Here is a 16,813-nt window from a genome sequence, read left to right as displayed (position 1 = left end):
CCGGGCGCGCGCAGCCGGCCGTAGCCGCGGGTGGGCGCCGCGGGGCCGAGCACCTTGATGGTCCGGACCGTCCCGTGGCCCAGTTCGTGGTTCAGACTTGAGGTCCGACTCGGGGGCGCTCTCGGCGCCGTCCGCGGGGCTGCGCAGGACGAAGGCGGCCACCAGGACGCCGACCGCCACGAACAGGGCGCTGAGCCCGTAGGAGAGGTGGAAGCCGCCGGTGAGCGCCGCCACCTTGCTGTCGCCCTCGCCGAGCAGCGTCGCGGTGCGGGAGGCGGCCACCGTGGCGAGCACGGCGGTGCCGATCGAGGCGCCGACCTGCTGGGTGGTGTTCACCAGGCCGGAGGCGATGCCGGCGTCGTTGGGCGAGGTGACCGACATGGCCTGGCCGATCAGCGCCGGCATGGCCGCGCCGAAGCCGAGGCCGAGCAGCACGAACGGCGGCACGATGTCGACGAGGAAGCTCCCGTCGCTCGGCACCCGGGCCAGCAGCGCGAGCGCCGCGGCCACCAGCAGCAGGCCGACGACCAGCACCCGGCGGGGCCCGAACTTCTGGTTCAGCTTGACCGCGAAGCCCAGCGAGACGATCGCGATGGTGACCGGCGCGGGCAGGAAGGCGAGCCCGGTCTTCAGCGCGTCGTAGCCCAGGACGTTCTGGAAGTAGAGCGCGGTGCAGAACTGGTAGCCGAACAGGCCGGCGACCATCAGGACCATGATGCCGTTGGCGCCGGAGACCGCCCGGGAGCGGAAGATGTGCAGCGGCAGCAGCGGCTTGGCCGCGTACGCTTGGCGGACCACGAAACCGACCAGCAGCACCAGCGAGCCGGCCAGCAGGCCCAGCGTGCGGGCGTCGCCCCAGGTGTACTCCTCGGCCTTGATGATCGTGTAGACCAGCAGCATCAGACCGCCGGTGGCGAGCACCGAACCGATCAGGTCGGCGCCCTCGCGCAGCCCCGCTCCCTTCCCGCCGGGCACCACGCTCTGCGTCAGCACGAGCGCCACCAGGCCGATCGGCACGTTGACGTAGAACACCCACGGCCAGCTGAAGCTCTGCGTCAGCACGCCGCCCAGGATCAGGCCCAGCGAGGCGCCGGCCGCGGAGACGAACGCGTACGCCGCCAGTGCCTTGGCGCGCTCGCCGGCGTCGGGGAACAGGGTGATGATCATGCCCAGGACGACGGCCGAGGCGAGCGCCCCGCCGACCCCCTGGACGAACCGGAACACCACCAGCGCCGTCGAGGAGGAGGACAGGCCGCAGGCCAGCGAGGCCACCGTGAACAGGCCCAGGCCCGCGCTGAAGACGCGCTTGCCGCCCAGCAGGTCGCCCAGCCGGCCGGAGAGCAGCAGCAGCCCGGCGAAGGCGATGAGGTAGGCGTTGACCACCCAGGCCAGGCCGGACTGGGTGAAGCCGAGGTCGGTCTGGATAGTCGGGAGGGCGACGGTCACGATCGAACCGTCGAGGATGATCATCAGGTTGCCGGTGCAGAGGAGCCCCAGTGCCAACCAGCGTGACCTGGAAGGCTGGAGGGACGGCGGGGCTTGCGTGGTCATCGGAGCAGTCCTTCGGGGGAATGGCCCGGGAGGGGCGCCCGGTGGCGCCCGCGCTCCCTGAGGGCACTTCTTGTTACAGCGACCATCATGTGTGACCATCAAGTCCACCGTAAGGAGGCACTTTCATGTTCCTGGGGAACAACGATGTGATCGAGGACATCGACGAGACCGGCGGCCTCGACGACCCGGCCCCCGCCCGCGAGGCGTGCACCGTCCTGGAGGCGCTCAACCGGATCAGCGGCAAGTGGGCGATCGGCATCCTGCTCAACCTCAGCCACGGCCCGGTCCGCTTCACCGAACTCGAACGGTCCGTACCCGGAATCAGCCGCCGCATGCTCACCCTGACACTGCGGAACCTCGAACGCGACGGACTGATCGAACGCACCGTCTACGCGACCGTGCCGCCCAAGGTGGAGTACCGCGGCACCGAGATGGCCGCCGAACTCTACGCCTCCCTCAAGGGCCTCACCGCCTGGGCGGAACGCCACCGCGACGCCATCGCCCTCTCGCGCGACTCCTACGACCGGGAGCAACTGGCGGCGGGCACCGGAGACCTCTGAGGCCAGGCCCTCCGCTATGCGAAGGGCGAGCCCGTCATCATGCTCGGCGGGCTCGCCCGGGTACTGCACGTCGACCGGCAGGAGGCGGCCCGCCGGGTCCTGACCCCAGCCGTTCGGCGCGGCGGCGCCCGAAGAACTGCCGGATGAAGCAAGGACGTTGGTGGCGAGCAGGGCTCGGCCTGACCGCCACGATCCCGGGCTACGTCAGCTTGTAGGCCATCTCGGCGAGTTCGAGTGCCTGGCGGAGCGTGTCCTCGTCCGTGATCTGCACGCTCACCCGGTAGGCCCGGTGGCCCTTGGGGACGAGATAGGCGTCCGGCGCGATGCCGTGAAGGGTCGCGGCGTCGCTGTCGTAGTTGAGCCGCAGGTTGACCACGCCGGTGTCGGCGTAGACGTACGCGAACCCGCCGAGCTGGCTTCCCTGCCGTCGCAGGCGCAGGTAGTCGCTGTAGTCGAGGGGTTCTCCCTCCTGGTGGGTCTTCCGCTTGACCCCGTGCAGCGCGGCGTTGGGCCACGACGTCGTCTCCTCGAGGAACGAGACGAACTGCTCGGCGGCGGGGTTCCGGGTCAGCATCTTCCTCACCTCCGCCTGGCCCTCGGCCGCGAGGCCGGGAATCGGCAGCGACTGCCAGCTGCCCCCGATCGGCGCGTCCTCCCCTGCGGTGGGACGGCTGGCGGGCGTCGGGCCCACTCCCATCGCGGCGATGAGCTGCCTTCCCACGTCGGACGCGTCCAGCTCTTCTGCCGTGCCCTCCACCTGGATGAACGTGACCTTCACTTCAACCCCTCCCTGAGTTGCATCAGTACATGGAAAGTAGCATCAACTCCCAATGTATGAAATGTACTTAGGAGGCCCTGGAGTAGGAGGTGCCGGGTGCCGGAATGGGTCTTCGTCGTGCGCCCGAGGCTCCGGACCAAACCGTCCGTTCCATGAGAACCTCCAGCCACGCGACGACCGAGGCCGGTTCGCGTACGGGAGGGCGTCGCCGAGTATGTCTCCTACACCTACCGCGGCGGGGCCGGCCCCGCGGATCCGGCCGGTCGGGTGCGGTCCGGGGCGCGGCGGATCAGCCGTTCCCGGTCCTCAACCGTCTCGTCATGAAGCCCACAAGCCTTCTGCTGGGCCTGTCGGTTGTGCATCCTCGCTTCGATTGTCACGCCGGAGAGGAGTTTCAGATGAGCCGACCCGGCCAGGGCCGCCTTGCGCTGACACACCACGCCTGATCATCCCTTCTGGAGGGACGATCAGGCGTCAGCGGGGATCGACTCGGCAGCATGCCTGGTCAGACCGTCGATGTGTAGTAGCTCGTGAGAGCCTCGCGCCCGTCCCGTGAGTTGCCGTCCTGTGACTCTCGCCCGTTTGAGGCAACTCCGAAGGCTGCTTCAGCTGTGTGCTGTTCTGGGGATGTGATGCCCGAACGGGTTTCCTGCGGGTGGGACCGGGTCCGGCGGGGAGGCTTCGAGCACCGCCCGGGCGTCGGCGAGGGCGGCCTCCAGCTGGTCGCGGAGGGGCTCGGGGAGGGTGGCGGAGCCGAGCGCGCAGGCGGCGAGGGTCTGTGCGAGTTCGGCTGTCCGGCCGGGTCCGAGGCGGTCACGGACACCGGGGTGGGCGAGGAGGTCGCGCAGTGCGTAGCCGTCGCCCGTTTCACCCGCTCGGTGGGAGAGCTGCTCGATCAGGTCTCGGGAGGCGGGGGTGTCCGGGCCGGCGGTGTCGATCGCGGTCAGGGCGAGGCGGGTGGTGAAGACGGCCAGGCCCTCATCGGGTTCGAGGGTGAGGCAGTGGTCGATCGCGGTTTCGGCGGCGGGCCGGCCGCCGGGGCGGCACAGGGCGGTGAGGACGGCGGTGACGGCGTTCTCCCAGGGCGCGCCCGGCTCGGTGTCGGCCAGCAGGGCGAGGGCGCCGGGGAGGTCGCTGGCGGTGGCGTGGGCGAGGACGGCGACCTGGCGGCCGTCGAGGATGCGCCGGCCGATGCCGCGGTGCTGCTCGATGTGGCGCAGGGCATCCGTCCAGCGGCCGGCGGTGGTGAGGGCGCGGGTGCCGTCGGCGATGAGGACGCGCCACAGCCACCGGCGGACTTCGCGCTGTTGGTCGGTCTCGGTGAGGCGAGCGGGGATGGTGATGCCGTCGAGGGCGGTCTCGGTGGCGGTGGTGACGGCGTGGTAGAGGTCGAGGAGGAGCTGGTGGCCGTGCTGGTAGTGGCCGGCACGAATGCGGAGGCGGGCGAGGTTGACGACGGGTTCGAGGCCGCGGATGGCGCTCGTCGCGGGGAGTGGGCCGCGGGTGAGGTAGAGGGCGGCGTGGCGGTGGCAGAGTTCGCGGGCGTAGCCGGGCAGGGCGAGGTCGGAGGCGAGGAGGGCCGCCTGGTTGAAGACGGCGGAGGCGAGGCTGGGATCGTCCTGCCGGGAGGCTGTGTCGGCCAGCTCGGTGAGCCGGCCGACACGGGTGTCGAGGGGCAGACACGCGGGCCGGTGGCGGGCGACCAGCGGGAAGCGCTGGGCGATTGGTCCGGTCGGGTGCACGCGGGCTACTCCCAGGTGACGGTGATCGGGTGGTGGGGGCGGTCCAGGACGAAGCGGCCGGCGTCCGGGGCAGCGGTGGCGGGGGAGTCAGGGAGTTCGAAGCGCGGTTTCCGGCTGCGGTAGCCGGCGTTCCAGGTGCGGATCTGGTCGGTGACGAGGTCGGCGAGGGCGGCGCCCGTCGGGCCGTGGCCGATGACGCCGGTCTCGTAGGTCTTGCGGCCGTCGGTGTCGGGTGGGCCGGGGCGCAGGGTGAGGTAGGCGAGGGAGGCGGCGTCCACGGTGGCCATGGCGCCCCAGCCGAACATCGGGTTCACGCCGCGTTCGCGGGCGGTGCCGGTGACGGCCATCCGCATCAGGGAGTTGGGGAGGGTGAGGGCCAGCCACAGGTCCTGGTACTCGTAGGTGGTGCCGGCCGGGATGGTGACGCCGGTCCAGACGTCGTGGCGCTCGGTGTCGAGGACGCCGAGCAGCAGGTCGGCGTGGACCGCGTCGCTCTGGTCCTTGTGGACCTGGAGGGTGACGTCGCCCTGGTGGGTCAGGGCGACGGTGCGGCGGGCGTCGTCCATGCTGCCGCGCAGCGGCATGAAGACGGCGAGCTGGTCGTCGACGGACACCCAGCCGTTCTCGCCGCGCTCGAAGGCGATGGTGCGCGAGGCGGTGCCGCGCAGACGCAGCGGCAGGACGATCCGCCCGGTGGGCTTGACCTGCCGGAGCCAGGCGGTGGGCACCTCGCTGGTGCTCACGGTGGCGATCAGTCGGTCGAACGGGGCGCCGTCGGGGTGACCGAGCGCGCCGTCGCCGAGGACCACGTCGGCGTTGGTGATCCCGGCGTCCGCGAGGTGCTTGCGGGCGCCGTCGACGAGGTCGTCGTCCACGTCGACGGCGACCACGTGCCCGTCCGGGCCGACGATGGTGGCCAGGTAGGCGGCGTTGACGCCGGTCCCGGCCCCGGCCTCGAAGACGCGCTGGCCGGGCCGGGCGTCGAGCTGCTCCAGCATCAGGGCGACGATGGCGGGCTGGGAAGCGGCGCTGATCTGGGTGCCGGACCCGTCGGTCTTGGTGTAGGTGGGGTTGTCGGCGTAGGCGGCCTCCAGAGGGAAGCCGGGCAGGAAGTGCTCGCGGGGAACGGTGCGGAAGGCACGCTCCACCGAGGTGCTGGTGATGTGCTTCTGGGCGAGCAGACGGTCGGTAAGGCTGTTGCGCAGCTGCTCCGCGGAGGTGGCGGCGCTATTGCTGAGAGTAGTCACGTCGGCGACCCTAGTGGTTGTGCGGATGGTGGGCTGCGAGGACGTGGGGCCCTCGCCGAAATGGAAGACGGTTTCCAACGCGCGTGCAGCAGTGGCGGATTGGTGCTCGACGGGCAGGCCGGCGCGGTTGGCGTGGAAGATCATCAGGTGGGCGAGGACGGCGCGTAGCCCGCGGGTGAGGCGGCCGTCGCGCGCCAGGCGGACGAGGTCCTGTCCGGCCTTCTCGAAGGCGTCGACCCAGTCGGATTGGCCGGCGAGCGGTTCACCAGGGTGGGTGAGTCGGCGGGTGTCGAGGGTCATCAGGCGGCGCATCGCGGCGGTCAGGGGGGCTGCCCGTACGGGTGCGAGGGCGGGCGGCTCGGGTCGCAGTTCGGCGAACTTGGCCCAGACGTCGCCCTGTTCGTACCAGTCGAGGCCGGCGGCGCGGAGCATGGCGGAGACGAGGACGACGAGGGTCTCGGTCCGGCCGAGTGCGGGCGGGTCGGGCTCGGCGGTACGGGCCAGCAGGTGCCGGCTGTCGGTGTGGAAGAGCCGGTGGGCGATCTCCATGGCGTCGGGGCCGCCGAACGCCTCGGTTTCCGGTTCGTAGATCACGGTGGCCCAGTCCGTCAGGAGTCCCTCCTCGGCGAGCACGTCGAGGAGCGCGGTGATGACGAGGGCGGGGTCGGCGGCGCGGTAGCGCAGTCGCAGCCCCATTTTGCGCATGTACCACCAGCCGTTCAGCGCGCCGGAGTTCTGGCCGTAGGCGAGGACGGGGGCCAGGTGGTGGGCGGTGATCTGTTCGACGGTGGCAGGGTTGGGGAAGGTGAGGTCGTGCTGGATCCAGCCGGTGGTCATCGAAACGGTCCTTGGTCAGGCGGTCAGGAGGCAGACGCCCGGAGCGAGAGCGCGAGGCGGCGGGGGTGGGGTGCCGCCCAGCGTGCGGAGCGGCACCCCACCGGGATAACTGGCCGGAAGCCGCCCAGATCGGGAGGCTCTCAGCGACAGAGGCGGTCCGGATCAGCCAACCCATAGAGGTGTTGGAGGCAGGGTGACGAGGCCGGTGACGAGGGCGACGGCGGCGGCGTGGGTGCGGCTGCCGCGCCACGAGAGCGCACGGACGACCCTGGCCTCGACGGCGCGGGCCTCGCGCAGGCTCAGTCCGGCGGCGTTCGCCCCGGCCTCGCTCATCGTCCCGGTGCAGATCAGCGTGAGCACGGCTCGCCCCGCCTGATCCAGCTCGGGCACGCGGTCGGGCAGCCCGGCGCGCAGCCGCTCGGTGCCGATCAGCTCCGTCGTGATCAGGCGGACGGCCAGGTGTGCGTCGTCCACGGCGCCGGTGCGTCGGCGCAGGTCGGCCAGGCGGTGTCGGACCAGGTACTCCCCGGTGTGGACCCGGCCGCTGATCTCGGCGATGGTCAGCCCCTCGGCGGCGAGTTCGGCGATCCGCCGCTCCAGCCCGTTCAGCTCGGGCACAGGGGCACGTCGTGGCTCCGTCCTCGGAACGAAGCTCGTGGTCGCCAGGACCCGGCGGAAGCCGGCTTCCCCGGCCACGGGTACTTGATCGGCGGTGCACGCGAGCAGGAGGTCGTCGGCCGGTGCACCGAGGCGGTGGGCGGCGGCCACGTAGGCGGCGGTGCCGTTGTGCGCGCCCTGGCGTACGGCGCAGGACCAGGCCGCTCTCAGCCCGACCACGGCGACGGCACGGTCCGGATCGACCGCCACTGAAGGAAGTACCAGAGCGCACGGGAGGCCGAGGGCCAGCGCCTGGTGCACCAGGCGTACGACGGTCGGCGCGACCCCGCGAGGCGCGGCGCCGGCCAGAACCTCCGCCAGCGACGGCACTTCCGGAAGGGCGGCCAGCGCGCCGAGGTGTACGACCAGACCGCGCGTGGACCGGAGCATCGCGACGGCGCGCTCCACCGGATCGGAACGGTGGCAGAGCTCTGCCGGGGTCGTCGCTACGGGTCCGGACGCACCGGCCGCTCCCTTCGTCCGGTGGTGCCTGGCGCGGCCCTGGCCCGAATCGGCCGCCATGGGTGTGGTGAGCCCGGCCAGGGTGCCCCCGGCCGGGTCGATCAGCTGGTGTTCCAGTGCTCGGCGGACGGCGACAACGCGCTTGCGCGTGCCGAAGACGTCCAGCACGGCGTCCTCGTAGAGCTCCGCCGCGCGCTCCCGGACCTCCAGCGCGCGGGCGACGTCGAGGCGGTTCCCGCCCGCCGCCCAGATCCGCAGGATCAGCGTCTGCTCGTCCGTGAGGGCCGGCGGAGCACCCGTCGGGGCCGAACGCGTGAGCAGACCGGACTGCCACGCCCAGGCGAAGGCCTGGACCCGGTTCGCCGTCCCCAACCGGTCGTACGCCTGGCGCAGGTGGTACTTGACGGTGTCGACACTCAGATCCATGGCCGTGCCGATCGCCGCGTTCGTCATCCCGAGACCGACCCTGTCCAACACCGCGACGAACTGCGCGGCCGGCGCCGTGGACGCCACTTCCGTACGCATCAGCACGCCTTCGCCCGCTGCCGAAGCCTGCTGAGCTTCACGGCCGGCCAACCGACGCCGAGTGCCCGCAGCGGTACCAGGTCGCCGAGAACGGCCGCGGCGCTCGCCTGCTCCCGCGACCGGGCCCCGAGCGTCCTCAGGACGGTCTGGGTGTAGGTCTTCACCGTGTTCACGGCCAGGCCCAGGCGCTCGGCGGTGACGGTCGCGTCCTCGCCGCCCACCAGCCCGGCGAGGACGGCGATGTGCTGCGCCGACAGCGGGTTGCCGATGGGGTTCATCAGGTGCACCTCCTGCACCAGGCCCCATCCCGCGCCCAGGGCGGTGGCGTGGAAGCGCGACTTCGCTCCGATCTTCGGCAGCAGAGTGAGGGCGGCAGTACCGACCCTGGCCCGCTCGATCCCGGTGGCCCGGCTGATCGCCCCGTACAGGGCGCCGCGGGCCAGCTGTTGCAGGAGGAGGACGTCGGCCTCGGACAGGTCGGGCTTGACGGGGCGGGAGGTGGGCATGGCGGATCTCCAGCGGAAGCGGGGGAGGAGGGGAGGCTACGACCGGTCGAGGGCGGCCAGCAGGGAGGGCCCGATCCGTCGCGCGGCGTGGGGGCCGATGGTCAGGACCAGGTCGCCCCGTCGGACGAGGGAGGCGACCAGCGACTCGGGGCCCGGCTGGTCCAGGCCGGGCTCGTAGCGGATCACCGTGCCCGCGGGACTGGCGGTGAGGATGCTCTCGCCGCCGTCGACGCGGTTGTGGTGACGGGGGAACGTCGAGTGGACAGGCAGCAGCACTGTCCGGTCGGCGGCCGTCAGGGCGTCGGCGATCAGGCCGGCGAGGGTGTTCGACCGCAGATGCCCGGAGGGCTCGTACAGGGCCACCACCGCACCCTCGGTGAGCATCCGGGCGCCCTGGAGGTCGGCCTCGATCTCCCTCGGGTGCACGGCGATGGATTCCACGACGTCGATTCCACCCCTCGTGCCGAGCCGGGTCAGCGACCGCTCGACGCCGGCGAACGCGCCGAGCCCGTCGACGAGTTCGTGGCCGGGGACACCGAGCGCCCAGCCCGCGGCCCAGGCCGTTGCCACGGCCATGGCGGAGTTCGTCCCCGCGACCGGCACGGTGAAGGTGTGACGCTCGCCGCCGGCCTGGACGGTGACGCGGTGCTCCTCACCGGTCCAGAAGCTCCCGAGGACCTGCACGTCCATGTCGGCGCCGCGGCCGACGGTCACCACGCTCGGGCCCCGGCGTCGGCGCAGCCGGTCCGCGAGCTCCAGGCAACCGGGCTGGGCGGCCCACAGCACCACCGTGCCGCTCCGTCGGGCGAGGGCCTCCATCTGGTCCAGCGCCTCCTGCTGGTTCCACCAGCTCGGCGGTGCGGCGTCCGCGGCGGTGACCAGCGTCACGGCGGGGGCGAGGCCTTCGCCCAGGGACCGGAAGCGCCAACCGGGCGGCGAGGCGTCGTGGCCGGAGCTGTCCGGGCACAGGTCCACCACCAGGAGCTCTCCGCCGCCGTCGTAGCCGGCGGAGTCCCCTTTGGGTGCCTCGGCGAGGATCCACCCGGGGTCGCGGCTGACGAGCGCGCAGGTGAGCGCGGCGGCGGCCATGGTGGTCGAGTGGCTGCCGGCGACGGCGACCGTGGTCGGCGCCGTGGCGGCCAGCAGCTCGACGGCCCGCCCGTATCCCAGTATGGGCAGGCCTCGGCCGACGGCGTGGTCCAGGACCTCGTGCACCACGGTGTTGTCCCCGCCCCAGATCAGCGCGGCCGTCCCGGGAGTGGCCGCCCGAAGGCCGACACCGCACCGTTCGAGCCTTTGGAGCAGGTCGGGGCGGGAATCGGGGCGCGGCGGCGAGACCGTCACCCGAGCGTGCCTCCGGGCCAGGTAGGAGGCCAGGCCCGCGATGCCGGGGGTGTGGGGGTCGAGGATGTGGACGGCCGAGAGGAGGCCGGGCAGCGGCAGGGGCCGTCGAGGCGCCTCGGTGCTGTTGGCGTCGGCGGTCGCGTTCACGCCGCCTCCGTCAGAGCGGCTCCGTCGTCGGCCGGTTGGACGAGGTGGAAGGCGACCTTGCCCAGGTGCTCGGTGCTCGCGCACACCACGGCGAGCATCGAGCCGATGTCGATAGCGGCCGGCACACCGGCGTCGCCGGTGACCGGGTCCTTCAGGAACAGCGGATGGCGCAACACGTGAGCCTCCATGGCCGGAGTGGAACGTGGGGGGCGGGTCGAAGCACGTGGATCGGCTGGGACCCGACGGGAGCGCCGGTGGCGGCGTCTCCGACACGTCAAGAGTGGCCAGGGAGGCGGTACGAGCGGGAGGGGGTTGAAGGGGACAACCCCGAGTGTCCCCTTCATGTTCATGGGGACAGGGCAAGCTGTCCCCATGAACGGAGGCTGGCAGCCTGCGAAGGCATGCACAGTCAGGGAAGCGGTGAGGGACAGACCCACCTACGCCTATGAAGGAGGGGGGTCAGGAATCGTCGTTCGACCGAATCCCAGAGGGTGTCGGCGAGTTCAGATGACCGTCCAGCCCCACGGACGGGCCCCTTCCCGGCCTTGGATGCAAGCGAGGCGGTAGTGGGCCTGCTCGCGATGCCGTGTGGGATCGGCCGCGGCGAGCTGGAGTGCGAAGCAGGTGACGCGCAGTTCGCGGATGTTGCGCAGGACCGGAAAGCTCGGCTGGTCCGTGACATCGGCACCGTAGGCGGTGCAGATCGCCTCGTACTGCTGGGCGGTGATGCTGCCGAAGCTCGTGAAGCCCGCTGCCATCGTTGCCAGGTCGTACTCGCGCCGGCCCAGGGAGGAACGTTCGAAGTCGAGCAGGTAGGTGGTGTTCCGGGTGACCGCGGTGTTGCCGCCCCAGGCGTCTCCGTGGACCACGCAGAGCGGCTCTCCGAGCGGAAGGTCGTCCCAGGCAGCCTGGAGGTCCGCGAGGTGCCCTCGTAGCCAACTGCGCTGGTGGTCATCAAGGGTGACCGCTTCGGCGATCCGCTCGGCGATCCGGACGAGCGGGTCGAGGAGGCCGAGATCGATGTGCTCGGGTACGGGCAACTCGTGCAATCTGCGGAGGAGCGGAGCCATGTCCGCGCCGGTGCCCGGTCGATGGGGCGGCAGCTCGTGCCAGAAGGTGACGGGCCGGTCGCCGACGAGGACGGGGACGGAGAAGGCGTCCAACGGACGGACGACGGGCAGGCCGCTCTCGTGAAGCCACCGGGCTATCGCGATCTCCTGTACCGCCGCGGGCCGTTGGCCGGTGCGGGCGATCCGGGCCACCACACCTTCGGGGAGTCGCCACAACGCGTTCTCGCCCAGCCTGATCAGCTCGGCACCGTCGGCGGACAGACCGGCTTCGGCACATGCCCTGAGCAGGACGGCATGGGAACCGCTGGCAGTAGTCACCCACCTACCGTAGCGGCGATCTGGAGGTGCAGGCCTTGGAGCCCGCTGTGCCGTTCGTACCGGCGTGCGATGCTCGCCAGCTCCTGGAGGTCCCGCACGGCCCGGTGCGAACGGAGCCGGGCGACCTCGGCCATGGCCAGCTCGGTTTCCGGCAGCACGTCGTCGGGGTCTCCGACGACCAGCAGGAGGCCGGTCAGCTTGGTCCGGCTGAAGGTCCTGGATCGGGCGAACGATTGAGAGTGTCCGTCGACGGCGTTCCTGAGCCGGTCGAGCGCGTCGTCGACCGCGTGACCGGTGAGTGCGAGGTCGTAGACGGCATGGCCGGTGTCGCCGTGGTGCTGCGCGTCGTCGTAGTAGCTCATCCAGGGGGACTCCTGGGCTGCCCGGACCTGGCCGTACGCCTCGTCGGACCGTCCGATGGCCGCGAGAGCTGCCTGGCGATTGCCCAACCGGGCGTGCCCTCGTGCTGCCGCGTTGTTCAGCATGGCGCGTTCGGCGGGGGAGAGCCGGTCGGACCGGACGAGGCCCAGCTCGGCCAGGGTCACGCTGTCCTCGTACTGCTCACACCAAGTGGCGAGCCGGGAGCGCAGGTTGAAGGAGACAGCACGTGCCGACCAGTCACTCGCCTCCTCCGCGAGCTCTGTCGCCCACCGAAGGTGTCGGCCGGCCTCGGCGAACTCGCCAGTGTCGAGCAGAACGGCGCCGGCGGCGGAGGCGAGACGGCTCGCCGCGGTGAGCAACTTCGGGCGTAGCGGACTGCTGCACGGCGCCTCGGTCAGACCCCTGACCCACCGAAGCTGTGCGACGGCGGTCTCCCGAACGAGACCACCTCCACCGTGCAAGTTGTCCCAGCTGCGCAGGACGGCGGCGGCGGACTCGACGTGGGCGATATCCCCTGGAAGCACCGACGAGCCAGGTCCTGAGCCGGGCTGGATGAGCGGAACCGCGATCGGGCTCAGGCTGTCCACGAATGCTGCTGAGGGATGGGCTGCCTGCGCGGTCGTGACGGCGGAGTCGTCCTCGCCGCGAAGGCCCACTTGCATGTTCACCAGCACGAGGCTGCGGGCGAGTGCTCCGCCGGTGTCCAGCGCGATGTCGAGCGCCTCGGCGTGATGCGGCAGGCATCTGCGCTCACCGCGTTCCATCTTGCCGATCAGATCGCCGCTGAGGTGCACCAAGGCGCCGAGTTCGTCCTGCCCGTAACCCCTCAGCATGCGCCACTGCCGGATCTCGTTGCCCAGCCACTCCTCGGGCGAACGCTCCGGGTGCAGCATGTTGGGCCGTGCCGCCATCTCGCCCCCCTTCGACCGGCCGTGGGGAACGATCTCGTTGTCCCCACGGCCGGGAGGATTCCTCACCTGTACCGGGAACCGGTGGTTCCACACATCTGCCGTCGTGGGCCAGGCGCCCTGGTCAAGGCCGGACGGCCTGGACAAGGATCGCCTGGCACTCGGCCGTGTCGATGTCCTGCTCGAACTCGCCGTCCTGGCAGCCCCGAACGAAGGCGGTCCACTCTGCCGCGGTGAAGAAGAGCACCTTCCCCGTGGCCGAGTGCCGAAGTGCGGTGGCGCCGTTCGGGAGGATGGCCACCTCCAGGCGATCCGCGGGATCGCTCTCCGGGGCCACCATCCATCGAGCTACGCGGAGGTCGAGCGTGTAGAGGTCCGACTTGGCGGCCGGCACGTACGTCGTCACGCTTCGACCAGGGTGTCGGCCGCGAGGGCGAGGATGAACGCACGAACCTGACCGGCACCGGACCTGAGCGCGGGGATCTCCGGGTTCTTCGAGTCCCGGATGGCGACAGCCGGAAGCCCTGGCACGGTCGCAAGCTCGACGCAGTTGCCGTTGTTTGCGGTGTAACTGCTCTTGTGCCAGAGCACATTGTCGAGCGGAACGGAGTAGAGGCGGTTTGTCTCGATCATGATGCGGTCAGTCTTCTCTCGGTCTTCGCGATCAGTGCCAGCGACTCCTGGGGACCGAGGGCGGCGCGCAGGAGGTAGGAATGGAGACGGGCGAGACGCCGCAGCCCGAGCGCGTCGTCCACGACGATCGTGCCCGTGACGGCCTCGGCGAAGGCGGTGCCCGGCGATTCCTGGCCGTCGCCCTGGAACAGGGTGAACGCGCCGGTCAACGTGCCTTCAGCCCCCTTGTCGAAGGGGACGACCCGAAGGTCTACGGACTCCAGGTCGGCGGTTTCCCGGAGATGGCGGAGCTGAGCCGCCTGGACGGACGGTCCTCCCACCTCGAACTCCAGCGCGGCCTGGGTGATGACGGCCGTCAGGCGAAGCGGGACCTCGTCGCGCAGACGGCGTTGCCTCATCTTCTTGACCTCGACCAGGCTGTCAACCTGGTCCGGGCCGAGCGCCGCGAAGCCGACCTCGGTGACTGCACGGGCGTAGGCCTCGGTTTGCAGGAGGGCCGGTATGTACGCGACCTGGTACTCGGCCGCGGCGACAGCCTCGTGCTCGTAGGAGATGAACTCCGTGTACCTGCTGCTGAGGACGTCAGCGTAGGCGTCCCACCACATGGCCGTGCGCGCTCGTCCCCGGCGGAAGAGGGCCTCCAGGTGGCCCCGATCCGACTCGGAGACGTCGAAGAGGTCCATGAGGGCCTCGAAGTCGGCCGGAGTGGCGCTGCGCTTGCCGGTCTCGACTCTCGTGACCTTGGAAGTGCTGCATCCGATCCGAGCGCCTACCTCTTCGGCGGTCCAGCCGAAGGCTTCGCGCCGGTGTCGCAGGTCGGCGCCGAACCTGCTGCGTGCTGCGAGCGGTTGCTGCGGGACGGCGGGCGTCATCGATTCCTCCGTGAAGCCGTGGTCCGAGGATTCTGTCGCTCCGTCAGCTTAGCGGGTCGGACCATGTACGGCATGTGTATGGCAACAGAATTGGCAATTTGCCAATCATGCGTAGGGCCGTATCAGCGCGGCATCCTCCCATGGATCCAGGCGCCGGCAGGCGTGCTGCGGTATGCCGGTGACCTGGCGACCCGGGTCCTGCCGGGATCCGGTGAGCCGGGTGCTGCCCGCGAGGAGCTCTACGGTCCCGATGCCGCGGAGTTCCCGGAGCCTGGCGGGCGGCCTAGGCTGCCGGGATGACGACATCTCCGGCGACCGGGTTCGGCGCGGTGGTATTCGACTTCTTCGGTGTCCTGACTTTCAACATGGTCGAGGTGATCCAGGCGTTCGAGGATCGGGAGAAGATCGTCCGCGGGACGTTCCTTCGCGGGTGGGCTTCACCGGAGGGACAGGAGCTGTTCCGTCGGCTCGAGCTCGGCCAGATCACCCAGGAGGAGTGGAACTCGAGGTTCGGCGGCCTGATCGGCGTCGAGCCTGCCGGCTTGATGGCGCGGTACCTCCACGACGCCTTCCCCGCCTACCCGGTGCTCCGCGTTGCTCGCCAGGCGCGTGCAGCCGGGATCAGGACGGCGGTGCTGTCGAACTCGCTCGGCCGCCAGCCGTTCGACCCGTACTCCGGCTTCGACCTCGCCGGTACGTTCGATGCGGTGGTGCTCTCCGCCGACGTCGGCGTACGCAAGCCGGATCCGGCGATCTTCCGGATCGTGTTGGACCGGCTCGGTGTAGGCGCGGATGAGTGCCTGTTCGTTGACGACAGTGAGTCGAACCTTGAGGCCGCCGCCGGACTCGGGTTCACGCCGTTGCTCGGGTTGGACGAGGACGTGGTGGCCCGGCGTCTGCGCGAGCTGCTGCACCTACCCGGCAGCGGCCTGTAGGAAGTCCGCGATGGGCCGGTAGGCGGCGTGCGGGGCGAGTTTGACCCGCAGTCCCTTGAGCTGGGAGGAGGAGCGGGCGGAGTCGACGGAACCGAGGCAAGCGGCGGCCTGCCAGGCGGCGGCGACGGCCGCATCGAGGTCGTTCAGGACGAGGTGGGCCTCGGCGGCGCGGGCCAGGTAGATGGCATGGCTGCGGGGAAACTCCTCGTCGACGCTGGGGTGGGCCCGCATGCCGGCCTCGAAGCGGCGCAACGCCTCGGCCGGGTCGCCGAGGTCGAGCGCGCACGAGCCGGCGATCATCTCCACCTCCGACCTGGTCACCCAGTAGAGGAACTCGGGTTCGTCGTCCTGTGGGCCTCTGTCCAGCATGTCGTGTGCCAGGCGGAGTTGGCGGCCGGTTGCCGCCTTGGCAGTGGTCTTCGACATCGCACGGGCGGTGCGGGCGGCCAGCATCGCCTCCATGCGGGGGGTGCCGTGTTGCCGCAGCTGCGAGCGGGCGGTCTCCAGGAGGGCCACCGCGCGGTCGGCCTGGCCGGTGGAGTAGAGCTGGACGGCTGCGAACGAGATGGTGTAGACGCCCCCGGTTGCGTCGCCTGCTTCGGCGGAGGCGCGGAGGGACGCGTCGAAGTACCGCTGGGCAACACCGGGGCGGCCTTGGTCGAAGGTGCACCAGGCGACCTGCCGTGCGGCTTCACCCGCGAGCCGGAGGAGACGGTTCGCGGCGGTGCCCCGGTAGCGGCCGGCTTTGAGGAGGGTCACCGCGAGCGACAGTTCCCCGGAGGCCTGCCTGCGGACCTCCCCGCTGCCGAGCTCGTCGTCCAACCTGCGCAGGAGCTCGAGTCGGCCGGCCATGTTGACCAACAGAGCCGTGCCCCCGGCGCTCTGCGCGCTCTCGACGGGTGCGCTGGGGCGGGCGATGCCCAGAGCGCCGGCCCATCCTCCCGCTGATGCCGACATTGCGGCACCGGCCTTGACGAACCCCCGGCGGTCCACTCGGCCTGCTCTCCCGTCCACGAGGTCGGCGAGGACCGTCAGTGCCGTTCCGTCCTGACCCCACGGAACGGCGGACGGCGCAGCCTTGGCGTTGGCCAGCTCCTTCTCGAACTTGCCGTCGGTTCGCAGCGCGCGGTCGTAGGCCGCGGCCACGTCGACGGTCAATGATCTGTTCCCGTTCTCCACGTTACGCAGATACGCCGGTGTGAAGCTCGTTGCCTGGGAGAACTGCGCCCAGGACATCCCGGAGTCCCGGCGCGCCTGCCGTAGGTCGTTCCGTAGTCGCTCGGACATCGCGACGCTCCTCGGGATTTGGGATCGCTTGTGGATCGGCCCCAGCCATTGTT

15 protein-coding genes and 2 pseudogenes are annotated in these 16,813 nt (G+C 70.9%); 2 read left to right on the top strand and 15 right to left on the bottom strand.

Annotation, left to right across the window (positions count from 1 at the left end; all coding sequences use genetic code 11):
• Positions 1 to 95, bottom strand: a pseudogene (locus ACWDCZ_RS28835) (DUF721 domain-containing protein); the annotation flags it as partial.
• Positions 96 to 273: 178 nt separating this feature from the next.
• Positions 274 to 1,551 (bottom strand): annotated as a pseudogene (locus tag ACWDCZ_RS28830) (DHA2 family efflux MFS transporter permease subunit); the annotation flags it as partial.
• A 125-nt stretch (positions 1,552 to 1,676) separates the two neighbouring features.
• Between ACWDCZ_RS28830 and ACWDCZ_RS28825 the strand changes: the two are divergent.
• On the top strand, positions 1,677 to 2,111 hold the full coding sequence (locus ACWDCZ_RS28825) for a winged helix-turn-helix transcriptional regulator (RefSeq protein WP_387824843.1): 435 nt from the start codon (positions 1,677 to 1,679) through the stop codon (positions 2,109 to 2,111).
• Between the two features lie 199 nt (positions 2,112 to 2,310).
• On the opposite strand, the gene ACWDCZ_RS28820 is transcribed toward ACWDCZ_RS28825, so the two are convergent.
• From ACWDCZ_RS28820 to ACWDCZ_RS28765, 12 genes are all read right to left on the bottom strand, one after another.
• Positions 2,311 to 2,889: a hypothetical protein gene (locus ACWDCZ_RS28820; RefSeq protein ID WP_449817350.1), complete on the bottom strand. Its 579-nt coding sequence runs from the start codon at positions 2,887 to 2,889 to the stop codon at positions 2,311 to 2,313.
• 605 nt (positions 2,890 to 3,494) lie between these two features.
• On the bottom strand, positions 3,495 to 4,631 hold the full coding sequence (locus ACWDCZ_RS28815) for a hypothetical protein (RefSeq protein ID WP_449817349.1): 1,137 nt from the start codon (positions 4,629 to 4,631) through the stop codon (positions 3,495 to 3,497).
• 5 nt (positions 4,632 to 4,636) lie between these two features.
• Positions 4,637 to 6,715, bottom strand: a complete 2,079-nt coding sequence (gene fxlM / locus ACWDCZ_RS28810; RefSeq protein WP_449817348.1) for a methyltransferase, FxLD system — start codon at positions 6,713 to 6,715, stop codon at positions 4,637 to 4,639.
• A gap of 162 nt (positions 6,716 to 6,877) precedes the next feature.
• Positions 6,878 to 8,359 carry a LuxR C-terminal-related transcriptional regulator gene (locus ACWDCZ_RS28805; protein WP_449817347.1) on the bottom strand — a complete coding sequence of 494 codons (1,482 nt, stop codon included), beginning with the start codon at positions 8,357 to 8,359 and terminating at the stop codon, positions 6,878 to 6,880.
• Entirely contained in the window at positions 8,359 to 8,865 is a 507-nt protein-coding gene (locus ACWDCZ_RS28800; RefSeq protein WP_074003427.1) for a LuxR C-terminal-related transcriptional regulator, read from the bottom strand. The genes ACWDCZ_RS28805 and ACWDCZ_RS28800 overlap by 1 nt, the downstream gene beginning before the upstream one ends.
• A 36-nt stretch (positions 8,866 to 8,901) precedes the next feature.
• Positions 8,902 to 10,356 (bottom strand): hypothetical protein, encoded by a 1,455-nt coding sequence (locus ACWDCZ_RS28795; RefSeq protein WP_449817346.1) that lies wholly within the window; start codon positions 10,354 to 10,356, stop codon positions 8,902 to 8,904.
• Positions 10,353 to 10,544, bottom strand: coding sequence for a hypothetical protein (locus ACWDCZ_RS28790; protein ID WP_387824884.1), 192 nt, complete (start codon positions 10,542 to 10,544; stop codon positions 10,353 to 10,355). The genes ACWDCZ_RS28795 and ACWDCZ_RS28790 overlap by 4 nt, the downstream gene beginning before the upstream one ends.
• A 315-nt stretch (positions 10,545 to 10,859) precedes the next feature.
• Complete coding sequence (locus ACWDCZ_RS28785; RefSeq protein ID WP_387824887.1) at positions 10,860 to 11,744, bottom strand: phosphotransferase enzyme family protein; 885 nt, start codon at positions 11,742 to 11,744, stop codon at positions 10,860 to 10,862.
• Positions 11,741 to 13,036, bottom strand: a complete 1,296-nt coding sequence (locus tag ACWDCZ_RS28780) for a helix-turn-helix domain-containing protein (RefSeq protein WP_449817345.1) — start codon at positions 13,034 to 13,036, stop codon at positions 11,741 to 11,743. The genes ACWDCZ_RS28785 and ACWDCZ_RS28780 overlap by 4 nt, the downstream gene beginning before the upstream one ends.
• A 121-nt stretch (positions 13,037 to 13,157) precedes the next feature.
• A complete protein-coding gene (locus tag ACWDCZ_RS28775) occupies positions 13,158 to 13,439 on the bottom strand; it encodes a DUF397 domain-containing protein (RefSeq protein WP_449817344.1) in 282 nt (93 codons plus the stop codon).
• The gene (locus ACWDCZ_RS28770) at positions 13,436 to 13,666 is read right to left on the bottom strand and encodes a DUF397 domain-containing protein (protein WP_049649459.1); all 231 of its coding nucleotides are present in this window, start codon (positions 13,664 to 13,666) and stop codon (positions 13,436 to 13,438) included. Before ACWDCZ_RS28770 ends, ACWDCZ_RS28775 begins: the two co-directional genes overlap by 4 nt.
• A complete protein-coding gene (locus ACWDCZ_RS28765) occupies positions 13,663 to 14,538 on the bottom strand; it encodes a helix-turn-helix domain-containing protein (protein WP_449817343.1) in 876 nt (291 codons plus the stop codon). The genes ACWDCZ_RS28770 and ACWDCZ_RS28765 overlap by 4 nt, the downstream gene beginning before the upstream one ends.
• A gap of 296 nt (positions 14,539 to 14,834) precedes the next feature.
• Here ACWDCZ_RS28765 and ACWDCZ_RS28760 point away from each other — a divergent pair, with 296 nt between their 5' ends.
• Positions 14,835 to 15,473, top strand: coding sequence for an HAD family hydrolase (locus tag ACWDCZ_RS28760; protein WP_049649458.1), 639 nt, complete (start codon positions 14,835 to 14,837; stop codon positions 15,471 to 15,473).
• Here ACWDCZ_RS28760 and ACWDCZ_RS28755 read toward each other — a convergent pair.
• The gene (locus ACWDCZ_RS28755; protein ID WP_449817342.1) at positions 15,453 to 16,760 is read right to left on the bottom strand and encodes a helix-turn-helix domain-containing protein; all 1,308 of its coding nucleotides are present in this window, start codon (positions 16,758 to 16,760) and stop codon (positions 15,453 to 15,455) included. The genes ACWDCZ_RS28760 and ACWDCZ_RS28755 overlap by 21 nt on opposite strands.
• Positions 16,761 to 16,813: the final 53 nt, after the last annotated feature.

The sequence above is a fragment of the Kitasatospora sp. NPDC001225 genome (assembly GCF_053597855.1).
Note: the sequence above shows the minus strand (reverse complement) of the source record. Positions and strands in the feature narration are given on the sequence as shown.